Genomic DNA, 17,407 nt, shown 5'->3' on the forward strand with positions numbered 1-17,407 from the left:
GTTCACCAGCCAAAACCAGTTTTAATAACCTATTTCATTTTCAAATACTGATTTTACCAAAAAATTGATTTAGTTTCTAGTTGGATTTGATTTTGGTATTTTTTTCCAGATTTTTTCCATTAGTGAATCATACTCTGTTCCTTTTGCGATTCGATTAATTATTTCTCTGTAATTTTTCACCTGATTAATTAATTTTTGGGCTTTTTTTTCTTCCTTTTTATTAGTGTAGATTTCGATTCTTGTGGCATGGATTATTGATTCTAATATTAAATTGGGAGCTCTGCATACTGGAGTTGCGCAAGGATCTATTATTTCTGCATGAGCTATTTTAAATGTTATTTTGGATTGATTTTCATCAATATTTAGTATACGCTTTACAGTTGCTTCAATATAAGCCGATGCTGAAATGAGAATTGGCGCAGTAATATATTCCGACTTTTTAAAAATTTTGGCTTCTTTCAAACCTTTTTTACCAATTGAGGTTTGGTAAAAAAGGGATAGGTCATTTGTAATATTTATAACTGCACATTTCTTTTCCAATATATTTCTATACGTTTGACTTGTGATGTATAGTTTTGCGACAATATTTTTCATATTGGGAGTACTGATACCCATCGGCGCTGCGTTAGGCTTAAAATCAGCATTGTAAGTAGTGAAAATGGTTTCATAGATGCAGTTGGGAATTATTTTTAATTTTTCCAAGATTTCTGAATTCATATGCCGTTCGCCTACTCAAAAATATTTAAACTTTTATTCACAAATCTCACGTAATAGGATATCTAAATTAATATTAATGCAAATTATTAATATACTCTGAGTGTATAATTAAAATTCGAGATAAACATCATTTAGAGGATCTTAATATGAGTTCACCTACTCAATTAGAGGATTTACCTGGAATTGGGCCCGCAATTGCGAAAAAACTATCTGAGGCGGGTTATAGAAGCCCAGAAGCCGTGGCAGTTGCTACCCCTAAAGAGCTTTCCACCGCAGCGGACATCGGAGAAACAACAGCCAGTAGAATAATTGAGGCTGCTCGAGAAATGCTTAACATAGGATTCATATCCGCTCAAGAATTTCTGGAGCAGAGAAAAAACATATCGCAAATAACTACCGGCACCAAAAATCTGGATCAACTACTGGGGGGAGGTATAGAAACGCGAGGGATCACAGAATTTTTCGGAGAGTTTAGAACCGGAAAAACCCAGATATGCCATCAATTATCCGTAACCGTTCAGTTACCAGAGGAAAGAGGAGGACTCAATGGGGATGCTGTATACATTGATACCGAAGGAACCTTCAGACCAGAACGACTAGTTCAAATAGCTACTCGATTAGAACTGGAACCTCAAGAAGTTCTGAAACGAGTGGTTTATGCCAGGGCTTATAACTCAGATCACCAGTTGTACCTTTCCCAAAACATAGACGGTATAATAGAGAAAGGCAAAAACGTAAAACTCATTGTTGTAGACAGCATGGTGGGATACTTTAGATCAGAATACATTGGTCGAGGAATGCTTGCTGAAAGACAACAGAAACTGAACAAACATCTTCACAACCTATTAAGACTAGCTGAACTCTACAACCTTGCAATCGTAGTCACCAACCAGGTTATGGCAAAACCAGACGCTTTCTTCGGCGACCCCACAGCACCTGTTGGCGGTCACATTGTTGCTCACAACTGCACCACTAGAGTATACCTAAGAAAGAGTAAGGGTAACCAGAGAATAGCGAGACTCGTAGACAGTCCCTATCTCCCCGAATCAGAAATACTGTTTGTAATAGATGAGGCCGGTGTGCTAGATTCTTAATAATTTTAAATCGAAATAATATCCATTTTACCATTAGTTCAGAATATATCTTCAAACCCAATTTATTTTATAATTTTTGTTTATAATAATAACAGCGGAAACTTTTTAGAAAAAGTTGAAAGACAAAAGAAGTTTCATATCGGGAGGTTCAAGTTTCTCGTTCACTTATAATCTTTATTATTTTTTCAGATTTTTTGATGGCTTCTTGAGCAGCTTGGGCCGTTTTATTCATTAAAATTTCTTTATTTTCGGGTGATTTTTCTCCAACAAATTTTTTAACCTTAGTGTAGGCAGCTTCTCTGTATAAGGGTTCTAGTGATTTAGTTTCACCATCCGATATTAACTCGGCCCTTTTTGGGGTTTCAATTACCGTGCCGATGATACCACACCTTATTCTTGCATTTCTTAGTGCCGACAGAATTTCTTCCGAGTGCTTGGAAGAAGTGAAAATCAGTAAGGAGTCAATTGAAACCCCTAGATAGTCTATGCCTAAGTCTCGCAGCATTTTTAATACCACGGGATTTACCAGCGATTCAACATTCTTTTCGTAAATTTTCATTCCTACTTCTGCAGTTTTACAAATCTCGTTACAGTCTCCCCTTAGTCCTCCATTAGTCCAATCCGTTGCTGCGTGTATTTTCCTAAACAGGTTTCGGTTCAAAAGGGTTTCACAGGCCTTTATGAATTGTACGTTTAAAGTTTCTATAACCACTTCAGGCAATCCACCGTAAATGGCGGTAGTAGCTATTGTGCCTCCTCCTGCTCCTTCAGTCATAATTATGTCATCCCCAGGTTTCACTTTGGTTCTCGCTGCAATAAGATGAGGCGTTCTGACAACACCTACTGCACCGACACAGGAAACAAATCTAGTTCCAATAACCATGTCCCCTCCAACTCTGAGCGTGGAACCTGCAACCAAGGGCACACCGGTCAATTTAGAAACCGTTCTTATGCCAGACATGAAGTCAAATAACTTTCCTACGTCACCGTCATCCGCAAGGTGAAGATCCGTAAGTAAGGCTAAGGGCTTGGCTCCTTTAATGTAAACATCTCTCATTGTTGCCCGAGTTACGTGAAAACCAGCTATGAAAGGAAACTCAGTTAGCCGGGAATGAGTTCCATCAACAGAAACCACAATTACATCACGTTTACCTTTAACAGCACCAGCATCGTCCTGGGAACGAGGACCCAAAATAGTTCTGATTCCCACATCGCTTATTTCTGCAAGCAGTCTATGAACAAAGAAATCTCCTTCCCCCCGACAACCGACCCCCAAATCATGCATTGTAGCCTCACACTTTGAATAATCTAGTATATCCGCTGTTTCTCTGCTAGTTTTTTGGTTAATAGTAGTCCAGGTTTCAGAAAACACCGCATTTGCTAGTTCAACTGCTTCGCCCTCAGTTAAATCCTTGTAAATTTTTATTTCATCCACAAGTCGCGAAATGATTTCCTCTTTTGTGAATTTTTTTTCATGAAGTCTTATTATGAGCCCCTCTAAATCCGCCAATTAAATCTCCTCAAATATTCACTTCAAGATTTGATTACAATATGAGACTAAATTAACTTAGACGTTTCAGATTTCTCTATTAAAGACTACATAGGGAGATATTATTAACATTTATTGACAAAAATGGTAAAGCCTCTCAGTTAATTAATAATCTGGTTATTACTAATTATACTGAAAATATCTGGATATTAGTTATAGAAATAATTTTGAGGACAGGAATAAATTAACAAACATAATAAAGAGTTATTCTTATACTGTTGCTGAGAACTGGGATAATTAAATTACTGGGAAAAGAAATTAATGCAACAATAAATGAAAAATATATGGTTTAATACCTTGCACTCAAGTTTACATTAATAACTATTTAAATGGAGAAGAACTATTAATTGATTATTAAAGATGATTAAACATGTCTGAAATCGAGGAATTTGAAGCAAAGGCAAAAAGATACTTTGGGAAGGAGGTGACTGATAGGGATAGGGCGATATTTGAGGGAGCAATCACTCTTGGTGCGGTTTATCATCAATTTGTGGGAACTCCTATTTCTAAAGATGCTAAAGTTGTCTCTACGCTTGAAAAAGCGATAGAAAAGACCATGTCACTTCAACCATACATTGAAAAGATTGAAGTAAAAATAGATTTTAACAAAATAAGGGAGGCTTCTCATCCCTATGATTATAGTGAAGTAGGAGGAAGAAATCTTTCAATTAGACTCGTATCCAAATATGGCAAATCACGAGTTCATATGGAAATGTCCTATATTCAAGAACTGGACTATCCTTTAATGTTTATCGAAAAAATTGAGGAGGAAGATTAATGAATAACCCCGCAGATGAGATTTGGCCTTATCTAATTTTTCTTCCCGCAGAACCTGAAAATCTGAAAAGATTTCTCACTGAGGTTTTGGGTTCTCCTATAAGCATAGACATTCTTGAAAAAATTAAAGAGGGAACAGTGTGCCAAAAGGACATCATCCGACGGCTGGCTTATTCGAATAAAACTACTCTAGCGCACCTGAAAAATCTTGTAGAATTTAATGTTGTCAAGGAGGATTTTCAGATAGAAGGAGGTCGTAGAATCATCTGTTATAAGCCCACATCGATGGGGCGATGGATACTACTGATGTTTGAAAGAAAATTGTCTACTAGCGACCTAGGTGTAATGTTGGAAGAACTTTTCAGTGTTTATCTTAACAACGCATTGGAACTATGCCTAAGTAGTGGACTTGATTTCAGTAGATTATCAACCATTTTCTCAAGGTCTATGGGTGAGGGGTTAATAAAACTGTCTGAATCTTCAAGGTTAGAACTTCCCAGTGTTCTTGTATTCGGTTCAGTTGCCCTGGACACATTTTCCCTATTAGAGGAAAAAGGTGAACTAGGAGGTTCCCGACTATTATATGAATTGTACGAGTTTCCGGGGGGCTCTGGAGGTAATGTTGCTGTTGCCCTCTCAAGGCTGGGAGTAAATACCAGCTTTATAGGAAAACTGGGTGGCGATACAGCGGGATGGCAACTGCTAAGCGACTTCATAAAAGAGGGAGTTGATGTTTCGAGTGTTATTATCGATAAGAATAAGAGGACTTCTAGGAGTTTCATTGTCGCGGGGGAAACCGGGAAAAAAAGAACCTACATCTACGCCACCAAAGATACAGCTTTATCACTAACAAATCCCAACGAAATTAGCTGGAATCTCATGAAGGATGCTGACATATTCTATATAGGTGAAACCTTTCTAGAAATCAGTGAATTAATTGCAGGATATGGAAAAAACTTGGGAAAAACCATAGTCTACCGCCCCACCATTCATTATTTGATTCAGGGTTTTAAAAAATTGGAAGGAATATTAAGAAACACAAACGTTTTTATTATAAACGAAACTGGTTGGGAAACTCTAAAAGAAATAGGGGTCAAGAGTAAAAGGGAAGTTTTGGAAATAGGTCCAGATATTTTTATAATTACAAGAGGAACTAAGGGATGTGACACCTATACCAAGGATTTTAGCTTCCATGTAGATGCCTACGACGTAAAAACTGTGGATGAAATTGGTGCTGGTGACGCATTTGCAGCAGGATTAATTGCCGCTCTATTACAGGATAAGGGATTTGAGGAGTTAAAAGGTTGCATACTTTTCGCTTCTGCATCTGCAGCTCTAGCAACTAGAAAACTTGGACCAAGATCTTCGCTACCCAGCTTCCAAGAAGTAATGGATCTCATAAATAAGGAACCCAAAGAGGTTCAAGAAATTGAACTATAGTCAGTGGAATGCCTGGTATCAAAAAATCATAAAAGATTTTGGATACAGTGAAGACGCCGATGCAAAAGCGGCAGAAATCTTGGAAAAAATGCTTGATGTTCAAGACCCAGAAAAACAGTTAAGTCTCCTTAAAGAAAGAATATACAACAAATGTGTTTTGATATATGGTTGTGGACCATCATTAGAGAGAAACATTTTAGAAATTAAAAGAATAGGTTTAAACAAGGTATGCGCCCAAATAGCTGCCGACGGCGCAATTTCGGCACTACTTAAAGAGGGGCTAATGCCGGAAATAGTTGTTTCAGACCTAGATGGACGTATAGAGGATATAACTTCAGCGAATAAAAAGGGAGCCATTATAGTTATTCATGCCCACGGTGATAACATCACTGCGCTCAAAAAGTATGTAAAAAGCTTACCGGGAACCGTAATTGGAACCACACAAACCAAACCATTAACCCACGTATTCAATTTCTCAGGATTCACCGATGGAGACCGAGCCGTATTTCTAGCAGAATCAATGGGTGCACACACAATACTCTTAGCCGGATTCGATTTCGGGAATTATATTGGAAAATATTCAAAACCAAGCTACAAAAAAAATGTGTCAATAACGCCAATTAAAAAGAAAAAATTAGAATATGCTAAAAAATTGATAAACTGGCTAGCATCCCAAACAAACACCGTTATAATTAATATAACTGGAGCCGAAGAAATTATACCCGGAATAAAAAATTTAAAATGGATAAAATATAAAACAGAAACCCAAAATTTTAATTTTTAAAGTTTCTAAATTTTATAACCTTTAGGGATAATGATATTTACATTAATGTTCTTAGAGTATCTTACGGTATCCTGCAAAAGATCTACTAGTTTCTCAGATATGTCGACTTTACCCCTAATACCCACAATTCTTACTCCTACTAGGTAATTTTCCATAAGCATCATGAAACCCCCTCTTTTATCACTAAGTGATATAATAAGAAAGGTATCGGTATATCTTCCTTTTCCCTCTGGTCCAACGATGTGCATTTCTTCTTCTATCAATTCACCCTTTTTAGCCAAATCCCGCAAAAACTCCGGCCTAAGAACCTCTCTACCCGTGTTTCTGCGAGTATCCAAAAACTCGTAGGAAACGTCTCCCAAGGAATCTAATCGCACCTTCCAAGAAGACACCAACCTCACCTACTAAATAATTTAGAAGATAAACAGACTAATAAAATTTGGTGTTAAAACAAATAAAAACTGAACTGAGTGTGGTTCAATCTAAACAAATAATTGGATAATAAAAATAGCTAATTTTGTAGACACAAAAAGTATTTATTCCTCCACTCATTCGCCAAACATGGAAACCGAACAATCATAAATGGGAGATGAACAAATGCAAGGCGTAAAAATAGTAGCAGTATCAGGTAAAGGAGGAGTTGGCAAGACCAGTTTTCTAGCATTAGCATTAAAGTCATTATTAAAATCGAATAATGGGGAGATTCTGGTTATTGACGGTGACGCTGACTCCAATATGCCCGAAGTTTTGGGTATAGATGTTAAAAAGACTGTGGGAACTGTGGTTAACGATTTCAAAGAAAGGATGAGTAAAATGGCTCCCGGATTTGATAAAGGAGATTATTTAGAGTCGCTAATTTTTGACGTTTTACAAGAGGGTGAACTTTTTGATTTACTAGTTATGGGAGCAACCGAGCGGGAGGGTTGTTACTGCAGTGTAAATAATCTGCTAACTAAAATCATGGATACCTTGACAAAAAACTACTCCTATACTCTGCTAGACTTACCTGCAGGGTTAGAGCACGTGAGTCGAAGAACAAGTAAGAATATTAATTACATGTTTTTAATTTCTGATGCTTCAAGAATGGGAATTCAAACCGCGGCGCGTATCAGAGACCTGGCGAAAGCCCTCAAATCGAATTTCGAACACATATACCTTGTGGGTAACAGGATAACACCTGACTTGGAATCCGCAGTAAAAGAACAAGCACAGAAATACAAACTAGAATATATCGGAACAATACCACCAGATGATGAACTAGCACAATACAATCTAGAGGGAAAGTCGCTACTCCTACTGCCAGAAGATAACCCAGCATATCAAGCGGTTTTAAAAATCATAAATTCTAAATTAGAATCCTAATCATTAAAAGCCAAAAAGAATCAATAGATTTATAATTGGTCATTAAAAAGGCTTCGAAAACTCTCGAAATTAGCAATAAAAGAGGTATTTTTCTTTTCTAAATTGAATTTATGGTAACCAGATTTACTATAATAAGTAATTTCGGATTAATAAAAGAGATAATACAAAATAAATAAAGAATGGAAAACAGATTAGCTATTATTTACTTAATTTTTTGGTTTCTGGTACTAATCCTGTATGTGGGTGGAAGAATTATTTTAACTTCTTTGTGATTCTCCACTTTTACAATTTCTTGCAGGTGTTCTAATATTTTCTCAGCGCGCCTAATGCCGTCAATAACTCCCACCATTCGTATACCTAAATTTAGCCAGTGTTCAAACAGTAGAGTGACCCTTCCTAATTCGTCGTTAACAAATATTACAAAGAATGTATCAGAGTAGCGAGTTTTACCCTCTGGATCTATAACCTTTATTTCACTCCTAACTATTTCACTTTCTCTTGCCAGGTGCTGGAGAAAAATAGGTCTCAGTATTTCCTTTCCTGTTTGCCGTCGGGTATCATTGAAAATAAGGCCTTCAGTCTGTGAATCGAATTGAACTTTCCAGTTTCCCAAATGTTTAACCTCGGGTTTTGGTCTTTCTCTAAATAATCTTAAGTATGTTATTGCTTATAATTTTTTTTATTATGTAGTATTATTACATAATAAAATATTATGTAAATTTGCCAAAAAGATCAGTAAAACTTGTTTAAAAAAATATATTGTCAAAAGAGTTTATTTATTATATGGACGGATTGGTAATCGAGAGGGCCAAAAAAGAGGATTTAAATACGCTTTACCAAATTGAAAAAGAGTGCTTCCCCCAAAACAGTTTTCCAAAACCCTTCCTAAAATTCTTAATCATTCAGCATAACTCCGTTTTCCTTAAAGCAAAAATCCGTGATGAGGTAATCGGATTCATAGTGGGCATTATCCAAGTTCCCTACAGTGTTGGTAGAATATACAGTTTGGATGTTAAACCGGATTTTAGAAGAAAAGGGGTAGCGGCTAGTTTATTACAAGCGCTAGAAAATGAGTTCAAACAAAAAGGAGTCAACGTTTCCCTACTTGAAGTAGATGCAACAAACACTGCGGCACTAAACCTATACCAAAAATTTTCGTATAGACCCATAAGAGTGCTCAAAAACTACTACGGAAAGCAACGCGATGGAATCAAAATGACCAAAAACCTAATCTAAAACCCCAATAAATAGAAAAATTACAAATCAAAAAATGAAACTTATTTTTAAGAAATTGATTTTTTAGGAGAATAAAATCAATTAAACATAAATCATTAAAAGATAAAGTGTTAAGAAAAAGCTTAAGATGAGCGATAATTGCCTAATTAGGTTTTATTGCAGGTTTCAGAAATAAACTTGAGGTGTACTTATTGAACGATGAGGATAAACTGATTAAAAAGATATTAGTAGCACTAGACGGTTCCGTCTACAGCGATAAAGTCGCAAAATATGGAGGAGACCTCGCCCAACGGTACAATGCAAAAATCACACTAATACATGTATTTGAGCCACCCACACTTGTGATGCCCGTGGGAGGCATGGAAACCAGCATGCCCGCCGCAGAGATCGAACTCACAAACAGAATAATTGAAGAAATCAATACCAAAGCTAAAAAATTCCTCAACCAATACAAAAAAGGCTTAGCCAAAGGACTAGAAGTAGAAATAATAGTGGAAAAGGGAAACATTTCAAACACTATATTAATATTCGCCGAAGAAAACAATTACGACCTAATCGTGGTAGGAAGCCGGGGATTCGGGGATATAAAAAGATTCTTCCTTGGAAGCGTCTCAGATAAAGTAAGCAAACACGCACACTGCCCAGTTCTAATAGTACGCTAAAAAAATAATTAATTTTTAAAAAACATTCCCAAATATCAAAAAAATAAAACAAAACTAAATGCTACAGCAAAAAAATATTTAAAAAACGAATAATAAGACTTCAAACAAAAAATTAAAATAGAAAAGAGGGAGGCTAATTACTTTATCATTCCTGATATCTTATCGGGAGCTACGACTTTTGCCTTCCACTTAGTAGCGCTTTCAATGGCGCCCTTCAAAGCCTCTAAGGCAGGAGGAATAATAAGCTCCTTCTTCGAAACCTGCTCATCGACACCGCCCTCATCCATAGACTTCTTCACAGCAGCAGCGTCAATCTTCTTCTCCTTCAGAGCAGACTCAAAGTCAAGACCTTCCGTGTCCACAACAACCAGCCAAGCCGAAGCCTTGGCATCAAGCAATGGCTTTTTAACATCGTAGAAAGCCTTGATATTATTCGGAGTTAAGAAAACAGGACTCTCCTTACCGGGATCACCCACATACTTTAAACCAGTAGCCGCCCGATACTTTTCCTTAAGAAAGTCACCAATAGCGCCAGAGTCCTTAGGACCAACATAAACATCCCAGCCAGACAAGTCCTCGATCTCGCCCTTGAAACGAGAACCCATTCCAGGAATAATCAAAGCCCTATGATTAACCTTGTCTCCAACCTTAAACTCTTCTAATGAGTCAGAGATCTTGCTCGCGTTAAACTGACCACCAGCAGCCGCAGATTCAACACCTATTCCTTCAGTGTCGAGTATGACTAGCCAGGCGTCTATTTTTGATTGTTCTAGGTCGGATTTAACCGTGTATGCTGTTAAGGCAAAGTTTGTAGTAACCATCACTGGGCTATTTTGATCTGGTGAGCCGATAGCCATTAGTTCTGAGTCTACTGAAGGGTGTACTCTAGGATCTTCGTAGAGATTTCTTTTCAGAATTACTAGTGGTAGGAATGTCCAGAGTTCTGTGGAGTGTATTATGAGTAAGTCGGCGTATCTGGCGGTTAGAATTGCAGATAGTATGGTTTCTTGGAATGCTGTGGCTAGTTTTTCGCCTTCAGATATTCCTTCTTTGCCTATCCAGATGGTGGCTGGGACTCCTATTAGCGGCCATCCCACCTCTCTGTCTCCGGCTTCTATTGCGGCTCTCCTTAGCATTGTGAAATTGTTTATAGTGTCTCCGAGTAATCCTTCACCCCAGTAGGTTCCAGGATCTAGGGCAATTTCTTCTACTCCAGCTGTGTGCATTGATTTTGCCAAGGATTTCAGAAGGTCTAGGTCGCCCGGTGCCGCTATTACCACCGGTAGTTTTTCGCTTCTCGCGATTTCTCCCACCTCTTTCCAGTTATCTTTGGTAGCCGCGTACAATAATGGTTTCTTGCCCACAGCCGCTTTTACCCCTGCCTTTAAACAAGCGGGATCAAGCGAGCAGAGAATTATGGGGTTATCAGTGTACTTAACCACTGCGGATACCGCTTTGGCGAATTTATTAGGATCACCTGATACACATTTTATAGCGACAGCATCTAGGAACAGGGATTGCCCAATGTAAAAGGTGTTCCAGTGGGTGATAAGGTCCACACGTTTAATTAGTTCACTCTCCTCCAAGTCATCGTCAACATCTATGGCCAGTACCGTAGGGTTAAACCAAGTAAGTTCATGGCGCCGCATCACCTCTTCTCCGCCAATAGTCTTCGCATGTTCGCCAACACCGAACTTTACACTCCTCACTGGAGGAGTTAACAAGTCTTTCAGTTTTGGATAGTTCGGCTTATACTTAGGATCCTTAATCAGCGGCTTACAATCTTCTAATTCTTTATCGCGGCTAATAAGAAGATAAGTAAACGCCATACATGTTTCTTCGCCGCATTCTTTGCAGTTGGTTTTGGGTAGTAGGTTGTATATGTCTAGTGGCTTTAATCGTGACATTTTTTTCACCTTTCGTTTTTTATTTTAGGCTTTTGTGGTTATCCAGTTTAGTAGGGGGCTGGGTTTGTCTTTCTTTTTGGAGGTTAGGTATTCTACGACTGTTTTGAAGATTTGTACGCTGGCTGGGTGGAGCATCATGAAGATGTCGCATCCGTTTAGTGCGAGTGATAGTCCGGTTATGGCTTCCCATAGTGGTCCTCGGAAGTTTATGGTTCCCCATTCGGATCCTTTCTTTTTGTCGCTCATGTAGGCTTCTCTGGCTCCCCAAGCGTTGGTGGTTCCTGAGGATAGGGGCATTTGGAGATCTGCTTCGCCTTTTAGGGCGGCCATTCTGATTCTTTCGTAGATGCTGAAGGAGTATTGTAGTCCGTAGCCTAGGGCGGCAGTGGTAGCGTCTTGTACTATATGGTCTTTGGGTAGTCCGGCGTCCAGTATTAGTTGGTTCATTTTCTTTTGATTGTTGACGTCGAGCTGGGTCCATGAGAGTACGTTGTGGTTGTATTTCTTGGCGGCTTCGACAACTCGTTTCCAGTCGAGGTTATCTGATGCCGAGTTTAACATGAGGCGTTCGTTTTCGGCCGCGGCTGCGGCTGCTTCGAGTACTTCGGGGTCTTTGTCGGGGTTTCCGGAGCCGCCTATGAGTAGTGGGGTGTCTATTGCTTGGAGTACGTCTTCTATGGTTTTTGAGGCTTTTTTTGCGGGGGTGTCTTTGATGTAGGGATCGGTGCTGATGAGGTGTACTGTTACCAGGTCTGCGCCGTATTCTTTGAGAGATTTTTTGGCCCATTCTGCGGGGTCGTCCATTACTTCATCGAAGTGGTCTCGAATTGGTTTGGGTAGGCTCACGCGCATGTCGAAAACGTCAAAAGTGACCAGAGGCCGGTTGGGGTTTTCGTATTCGAAGCGGTAGAAGGGGGGAACTTTTTCTCCGCCGATTTTGCGGATTTCTTTTCGGGTGCCGCCTTCTTTTTTGGTTTGGCCGAATTGTACTTCTACTATTTGTCCGGGGTATTCTTGTATGGGCGGCTTGAATTTTTCTTCTAGGAACTGGAAGGGCCTCATTGCAGGTAGAGCGGTGGGTATGACTCCGGGGGCAGCCATTCTTAGTGGGGGAGGAGCCATTCTTGCTACTCCCGCCGCCATTTTTAATACTAGTTCGTCTGCTTCTATGGTTACATCTTCGAGTTCTAGTTCTTCGAATTTTTCCAGTATTTCTAATATGTTTTTTCCAAGTTTGGTGATATCATTGGTTGGCATTTACTATTCCTTCATTTTTTACCCTTTTCTTCTCTCTTTATGATTAGTTTTTCAACTTTGATCTTCACGTTTTTGAAGATTAGTTGGAAGCCTTCTCCTGGTGTGGCTCCTGGAATTCCTTCAGGTAGTTGAAGAACGCCTTGTAGTAGTGCTACTGGGACTCCGCCGGGTGCTGCGGCCATTGTTGCGGGCATTGTTAGCTGGGGAACCATGTATTCGGTGGGAGCGCCTTCGTATGTCACCTCTGCGGGGGCTCCAGCCTCGGCTACAACCTCCGCTGGCCATTGTTTAACTATGGGGTGGCCCTTCTCTTTTAGCCATTCCCGTAATTCCGCTGTGCTGGCTACGTCCTTTTCGGTGGCGATTTTGTCTTTTAGCTCTGCTGGTATAGCGTCCATGACTTTTTCTTTAACATTGGAGGGTAGCCATACTACTCTGTTCCATCCGCCATCGGCCTGCAGAAATTTCGGGCTTCTCATATATTCTATAGCGATGCCGTTAAATCCTTCAACCTGTTTGCCTCCTCCAGTCTGGTTAGCCATTGTGGAAAACGCTAAGCCGTTGACCGCAGTTCCCTCGTAGCCTCTGTCTACGACTCCCGCTCCGTCTACCTCGGGTATGTAAAATGCTATGGCCTCAAAGCATCCGCAGCTGGTGTGCGGGTGTCCGAACATACTGTACATCCAGACTCTCTCTACTTCACCGAGTGATCTCTGCTTTGCTATCTCATTTACTCCCGAATACTCTCCGTGAACATCATCAAGTAATTCTCCTTTCGGGACCATAAAGTTGGGTCCCTTGGGATCGACGCGTGCAGCGGCACGGGCGTCGAACCAGTTGATAGCGCCGCATAGAGAGATTCGGTTGGGGGATATAATGCATACGTGGCTGGGTGCAAAGCTTTGGCATAGTACACATCCGTAGAATTCTTCTACGTCCTCATCTTTCATTCCTCTGGCTCGTGCGTCTCTTGCCTCGTAAATGTCTAATGCTTTCTTATACCATTCAGAAACCTTCTTAGGATTGGTAATGAATGTGACTTGTATTTTTTCTATGATTGGAAACTCTGATTTGAAAAGTCTTATCAGAACCTTTCCCAGGTATTCTAGTGTGTTGAATCCTTTCTTATAGGAGCCTTTGCTTAGTCTCAACCAAATGTCGTAGCGCTGGTTTAGGTGCATGAATCCTTCAACAAAGTTGATGAATTCGTGTATTCGCCTTTCTAGCACTGCTTCCAGATCCTTTTCAATCTCTTTGCCTGCAGCTTCCACCAGTATGCCTATTGGGTATGACTTGCCTTCTTCCAGATCCTTCAAGTCCGGTCCGTCTATGATTACTTTCCCGTCGGTAATTTCTTTCATGTCTCGTGCTTGTACTAGTTCGAATTTTTGTTCAATGTTTGGTCCGCCAAACTCGAACTGCATTTCTTTGCCACGAATTCTCTCGCCTTCGTATACTACTCCTACGTCCACAGGAATGTCCTCAAACATGCTCATTCACAAATCCTCCTTATTTCATTAATCTTAGTTTTTTACCATTAAATTATGCTTTTAATTCAGTTACCAAATCATCCAATTCTTTTTTCCATTCTCCTTTCTTTAGATTATTGAAGCTAAAGCTAGCATTAGGTTGATACTCCCGATCCAAACTGATAGACAGAATGTCTGGAGCAAAGTGTTTCAAGGTGGAAAGAGACTGGCTTTGAATATAGTAAATTCCTCCTAAGTAGATTACACAGTCGTAGTGCCCTTTTCCGTCTAATCCCTTCCAATTAGGATCTCTTAGCCGGTTTGTTACATCAGCCAATTGCATATCAATTGCTTTATCGAATCCTGCTCCTCGCAGTTCTTTAATCATATTTGCCGTTGCAACCACGGGTATTCCGGTTTTACCAATCTCAACCGCGTAATCAACCAGTTTTTTGCCGTCCAATTCTCTTATTGCATTAGCACTAACTATCAGCAGACATCTCTTCTTCTTTTTTATCATCTTAGCGGCAACTTGTCCGCTCATTAAAACGCTAGCATTTTTAGAGCCTCCCCAATTAGCATACTGCCAAGGAGTTGGTGCTTTAGCAGCCATCATGGTTACCTCCATTACTTTTTAGCTTTTACTAATCTTTCGTATAGCGTTGGGTCTGGTATCTCGGTGGGTTTCCAGTTTCTGTCCTTAAGCACTCTTAGCAAATCCTCTTTAAAAGTAACGGGAATATCACCCTCTACTCTAATGTATTTGTGTACGTCGTCTGGGAAGTCTTTTCCATATTTTCTGCGGTACAGGTCAATCCAGTGGCTGAGCTTAATAGCTCTACCCTTAAAGGTGTCGTTAGGCCTTAAACAGAGCTTCGCAGTCTGAACAATGCACTCATCCATGTTCTCAGCAGCAATTATCAGGTGTTCGGGAGCTGGCCCAACATACACTTTATCGCCGGTTCTTGCATTGTACACGTACCAGTCCTCATCAATGTCACTCCGGCCGAGGTACATTCTTCGGTACTTTGATCCGTGTGGTCCTACAATTACTGGAATGCCGTATATGTTTACTCCCGTTGCTATAGAAGCCGCTTTCTGACTGTAGGCACCCCAGGCCACACCACAGGCACCCACACGGTTAAGGACATAGTCCGCGATCTCTTCGAAGTTAGCCCTGAGAGGCCTCCGAGCAAAGATATTTGCGATCTTTATGGCAGCTCCCACGATGTGACCATTAGATACACAGGAGCCTACATTTACAAGTCCTCCGGCGTCGAAATCGCCGGGATACTTCTCGTAAAGCGTTAGTCCTTCCTCATCCTTGTACCTCGCAATGTCCATAGCTGAGCAACCGCTAACCACTACTATGTATCTTCTTTTGAGGAATTCTTCAGCCATTTTAGCCACTTCCGTGGGTCCTGCGGGATAGTTTGCACAGCCCACGTAAGCAATTACACCAGGAATCTCACCTAGTACGATTGGTGCACCTACGTTTCTGATTTCAGTGTCTTTGATCGGCCCTCGCCCAACCCTAACCTTATAAACATCACTCTTGATCTGCTTCTCAGCAGCTGCATCTATCAGTGTTTTTACTGGTATATCCTTTCTACAGGCCTCGCTGCATCTGCCGCAGCCCACGCAGTCCTCGTAAAGATCTGCAAGCAAGCTTAGGTCACCTGAGGCACCAGCCTTCACCGCTACCGATGTGGGCAAATCGTTTGGGCATGCTCTCTCACAATCGTAACACTCGGTACATAGCTTGGCGAATTCTGTAATCTGCTTCTTGTCAGGAACCTGCTTAAACTTCTTCCTCAGGGGTGCAAGCTTTAATGCGGTTCTCACTGCAACCTCCCCGGCTTTCTCCCCATCAAGTATAAGTGCACCTTTCGCCTCACCCGCCATAGCGTACTTGACAAGGTCGTCAACTATATCTTGCACGGAATCAAAGGTTCTGTTTTGTAATCCTAGGCAGTTTTTCTCGTTTGTAGCAATGAATGCCGCCTTGATCTTGGCAGCCTCGTAAATAACATCGGTTCGGATACACTGCTCATCAACCATTATGACATCGGGGACACCAGATCTGATTGAGGTTAGTTGGCGTGCAATTGATCCCACAATCTTATACCCGGGATCATACCGGGTAAAATCTATGGCGGTGCAGCATATTCCGGCTAGTTCTAAGTTGTCCTCTAGGTTGTGTTCACGCATGTAGTCTATTACACCAACACTGGGAATGACATTATGACCGATTACTAGGATCATGGGTTTTTCTGGGTCTATGCAACCCAGACCGATTTCTACTAAGGGAGCATCTCCTTCACCCTTTGGTAGGTTCAGTCCTGTTATTTGGATTAGATCTGCTGTTTCCATTCCTACAAAGTCCATTAGACCAATGTGTAGTGCTTTGGCCTCGAAGTCGATGTAGCTGCCTTCTTGGCCAGTGTGGCAGGCAGAAACCCCTTGCACTATCTGGTTTTCAACATAGTCCAGCACTTCTTCTAGGTCTCCCAGTACCTGGGGCTTTATGCCTATTACGTTTCGAATCACAGGTGCCTCGACTGCAATATCGTTACCGAGATCGATGGGGTAATCAGGGCCGACTCTTTTGATGAGGTCATGTAGCATGTGTCGTGCGTGTCCGGCGTGCGCCGATGCGCCTATGGTGCAGGCTAAGAGAACTATTCTGCCTTGGGTGTCTTCTATTGTGATTCCACACGCACCGCGCTTGCCCGCTGTTAGGTCACAGTGACCATATGTGCAGAGGCAGCAGCGGTCACAGAATGGAGCGTAGAAGGGGCGATATTTTTTAAGAAGCCTGTCCACCGTCCAGGATCTAAGCTCTGCCAGAGTGGGCTTCGGTGTAGGGCCCATGGGTTCCCACTCTTCTTCTTCCACTATGACTTTTCCTATAGACACTTCTAGGTTTTTAAACGATGCTAGAGGTGTCTTGAGTTCGTCTGCTTTTAAATATCCAGAAGTTTTAGCCATTATTCATTTTGCCTCCAATAATTAGTTCATAAAATTGCGTACTGTAATCGTATATGTTACGGCTAACGAAAGATTTTATTGGGTTTTAAACTTTACTATGAAAATCATTGGGACCAGTATTTCTTAGGTTTATTTGGTTTTGTTTATAAAGGAGAGAACATT

16 protein-coding genes are annotated in these 17,407 nt (G+C 40.7%); 7 read left to right on the forward strand and 9 right to left on the reverse strand.

Annotation, left to right across the window (positions count from 1 at the left end; genetic code table 11):
* Positions 1 to 69 precede the first annotated feature (69 nt).
* Positions 70 to 702: a DUF447 domain-containing protein gene (locus ACUVXA_RS04515; protein WP_445870049.1), complete on the reverse strand. Its 633-nt coding sequence runs from the start codon at positions 700 to 702 to the stop codon at positions 70 to 72.
* Positions 703 to 863: 161 nt separating this feature from the next.
* Between ACUVXA_RS04515 and radA the strand changes: the two genes are divergently transcribed.
* Complete coding sequence (gene radA, locus ACUVXA_RS04520) at positions 864 to 1,811, forward strand: DNA repair and recombination protein RadA (RefSeq protein WP_445870050.1); 948 nt, start codon at positions 864 to 866, stop codon at positions 1,809 to 1,811.
* A gap of 148 nt (positions 1,812 to 1,959) precedes the next feature.
* On the opposite strand, the gene ACUVXA_RS04525 is transcribed toward radA, so the two are convergent.
* Complete coding sequence (locus ACUVXA_RS04525; protein WP_445870051.1) at positions 1,960 to 3,321, reverse strand: AIR synthase-related protein; 1,362 nt, start codon at positions 3,319 to 3,321, stop codon at positions 1,960 to 1,962.
* A gap of 409 nt (positions 3,322 to 3,730) precedes the next feature.
* On the opposite strand from ACUVXA_RS04525, the gene ACUVXA_RS04530 reads away from it, so the two are divergent.
* The 3 genes from ACUVXA_RS04530 to ACUVXA_RS04540 are packed head-to-tail and all read left to right on the forward strand — an operon-like array spanning position 3,731 to position 6,361.
* Positions 3,731 to 4,138: a dihydroneopterin aldolase family protein gene (locus tag ACUVXA_RS04530; RefSeq protein WP_445870052.1), complete on the forward strand. Its 408-nt coding sequence runs from the start codon at positions 3,731 to 3,733 to the stop codon at positions 4,136 to 4,138.
* The gene (locus ACUVXA_RS04535; protein WP_445870053.1) at positions 4,138 to 5,577 is read left to right on the forward strand and encodes a PfkB family carbohydrate kinase; all 1,440 of its coding nucleotides are present in this window, start codon (positions 4,138 to 4,140) and stop codon (positions 5,575 to 5,577) included. The genes ACUVXA_RS04530 and ACUVXA_RS04535 overlap by 1 nt, the downstream gene beginning before the upstream one ends.
* The gene (locus tag ACUVXA_RS04540) at positions 5,567 to 6,361 is read left to right on the forward strand and encodes a 6-hydroxymethylpterin diphosphokinase MptE-like protein (protein ID WP_445870054.1); all 795 of its coding nucleotides are present in this window, start codon (positions 5,567 to 5,569) and stop codon (positions 6,359 to 6,361) included. The genes ACUVXA_RS04535 and ACUVXA_RS04540 overlap by 11 nt, the downstream gene beginning before the upstream one ends.
* A gap of 5 nt (positions 6,362 to 6,366) precedes the next feature.
* On the opposite strand, the gene ACUVXA_RS04545 is transcribed toward ACUVXA_RS04540, so the two are convergent.
* Entirely contained in the window at positions 6,367 to 6,753 is a 387-nt protein-coding gene (locus ACUVXA_RS04545; protein ID WP_445870055.1) for a hypothetical protein, read from the reverse strand.
* A 205-nt stretch (positions 6,754 to 6,958) separates the two neighbouring features.
* On the opposite strand from ACUVXA_RS04545, the gene ACUVXA_RS04550 reads away from it, so the two are divergent.
* The gene (locus ACUVXA_RS04550; protein ID WP_445870056.1) at positions 6,959 to 7,723 is read left to right on the forward strand and encodes an ATP-binding protein; all 765 of its coding nucleotides are present in this window, start codon (positions 6,959 to 6,961) and stop codon (positions 7,721 to 7,723) included.
* Positions 7,724 to 7,925: 202 nt separating this feature from the next.
* Here the strand turns inward: ACUVXA_RS04550 and ACUVXA_RS04555 are convergent, their stop codons facing one another.
* A complete protein-coding gene (locus ACUVXA_RS04555) occupies positions 7,926 to 8,336 on the reverse strand; it encodes a hypothetical protein (RefSeq protein WP_445870057.1) in 411 nt (136 codons plus the stop codon).
* A 170-nt stretch (positions 8,337 to 8,506) separates the two neighbouring features.
* On the opposite strand from ACUVXA_RS04555, the gene ACUVXA_RS04560 reads away from it, so the two are divergent.
* Positions 8,507 to 8,959 (forward strand): GNAT family N-acetyltransferase, encoded by a 453-nt coding sequence (locus ACUVXA_RS04560; RefSeq protein ID WP_445870058.1) that lies wholly within the window; start codon positions 8,507 to 8,509, stop codon positions 8,957 to 8,959.
* A gap of 191 nt (positions 8,960 to 9,150) precedes the next feature.
* Positions 9,151 to 9,621, forward strand: a complete 471-nt coding sequence (locus tag ACUVXA_RS04565) for a universal stress protein (protein WP_445870059.1) — start codon at positions 9,151 to 9,153, stop codon at positions 9,619 to 9,621.
* Positions 9,622 to 9,758: 137 nt separating this feature from the next.
* On the opposite strand, the gene acsC is transcribed toward ACUVXA_RS04565, so the two are convergent.
* Genes acsC through cdhA form a run of 5 tightly spaced genes read right to left on the reverse strand, consistent with a single transcriptional unit; the run spans position 9,759 to position 17,245 of the window.
* On the reverse strand, positions 9,759 to 11,528 hold the full coding sequence (acsC, locus tag ACUVXA_RS04570) for an acetyl-CoA decarbonylase/synthase complex subunit gamma (RefSeq protein WP_445870060.1): 1,770 nt from the start codon (positions 11,526 to 11,528) through the stop codon (positions 9,759 to 9,761).
* 24 nt (positions 11,529 to 11,552) lie between these two features.
* Positions 11,553 to 12,785 (reverse strand): CO dehydrogenase/acetyl-CoA synthase subunit delta, encoded by a 1,233-nt coding sequence (gene cdhD / locus ACUVXA_RS04575; RefSeq protein WP_445870061.1) that lies wholly within the window; start codon positions 12,783 to 12,785, stop codon positions 11,553 to 11,555.
* Between the two features lie 11 nt (positions 12,786 to 12,796).
* Positions 12,797 to 14,275 carry a CO dehydrogenase/CO-methylating acetyl-CoA synthase complex subunit beta gene (gene cdhC, locus ACUVXA_RS04580; RefSeq protein ID WP_445870064.1) on the reverse strand — a complete coding sequence of 493 codons (1,479 nt, stop codon included), beginning with the start codon at positions 14,273 to 14,275 and terminating at the stop codon, positions 12,797 to 12,799.
* A gap of 52 nt (positions 14,276 to 14,327) precedes the next feature.
* Positions 14,328 to 14,870, reverse strand: a complete 543-nt coding sequence (cdhB, locus tag ACUVXA_RS04585; RefSeq protein ID WP_445870062.1) for a CO dehydrogenase/acetyl-CoA synthase complex subunit epsilon — start codon at positions 14,868 to 14,870, stop codon at positions 14,328 to 14,330.
* An 11-nt stretch (positions 14,871 to 14,881) separates the two neighbouring features.
* Positions 14,882 to 17,245 carry a CO dehydrogenase/acetyl-CoA synthase complex subunit alpha gene (cdhA, locus tag ACUVXA_RS04590; RefSeq protein WP_445870063.1) on the reverse strand — a complete coding sequence of 788 codons (2,364 nt, stop codon included), beginning with the start codon at positions 17,243 to 17,245 and terminating at the stop codon, positions 14,882 to 14,884.
* Between the last annotated feature and the right edge of the window lie 162 nt (positions 17,246 to 17,407).

The organism is Candidatus Jordarchaeum sp. (genome assembly GCF_052745115.1).

Bases quoted from the DNA above. Each gene is read 5' to 3' on its own strand.
- radA (WP_445870050.1), top strand. From the start codon at position 864: ATGAGTTCACCTACTCAATTAGAGGATTTACCTGGAATTGGGCCCGCA.
- ACUVXA_RS04530 (WP_445870052.1), top strand. From the start codon at position 3,731: ATGTCTGAAATCGAGGAATTTGAAGCAAAGGCAAAAAGATACTTTGGG.
- ACUVXA_RS04535 (WP_445870053.1), top strand. From the start codon at position 4,138: ATGAATAACCCCGCAGATGAGATTTGGCCTTATCTAATTTTTCTTCCC.
- ACUVXA_RS04550 (WP_445870056.1), top strand. From the start codon at position 6,959: ATGCAAGGCGTAAAAATAGTAGCAGTATCAGGTAAAGGAGGAGTTGGC.
- ACUVXA_RS04560 (WP_445870058.1), top strand. From the start codon at position 8,507: ATGGACGGATTGGTAATCGAGAGGGCCAAAAAAGAGGATTTAAATACG.
- acsC (WP_445870060.1), bottom strand. From the start codon at position 11,528: ATGTCACGATTAAAGCCACTAGACATATACAACCTACTACCCAAAACC.
- cdhD (WP_445870061.1), bottom strand. From the start codon at position 12,785: ATGCCAACCAATGATATCACCAAACTTGGAAAAAACATATTAGAAATA.
- cdhC (WP_445870064.1), bottom strand. From the start codon at position 14,275: ATGTTTGAGGACATTCCTGTGGACGTAGGAGTAGTATACGAAGGCGAG.
- cdhB (WP_445870062.1), bottom strand. From the start codon at position 14,870: ATGATGGCTGCTAAAGCACCAACTCCTTGGCAGTATGCTAATTGGGGA.
- cdhA (WP_445870063.1), bottom strand. From the start codon at position 17,245: ATGGCTAAAACTTCTGGATATTTAAAAGCAGACGAACTCAAGACACCT.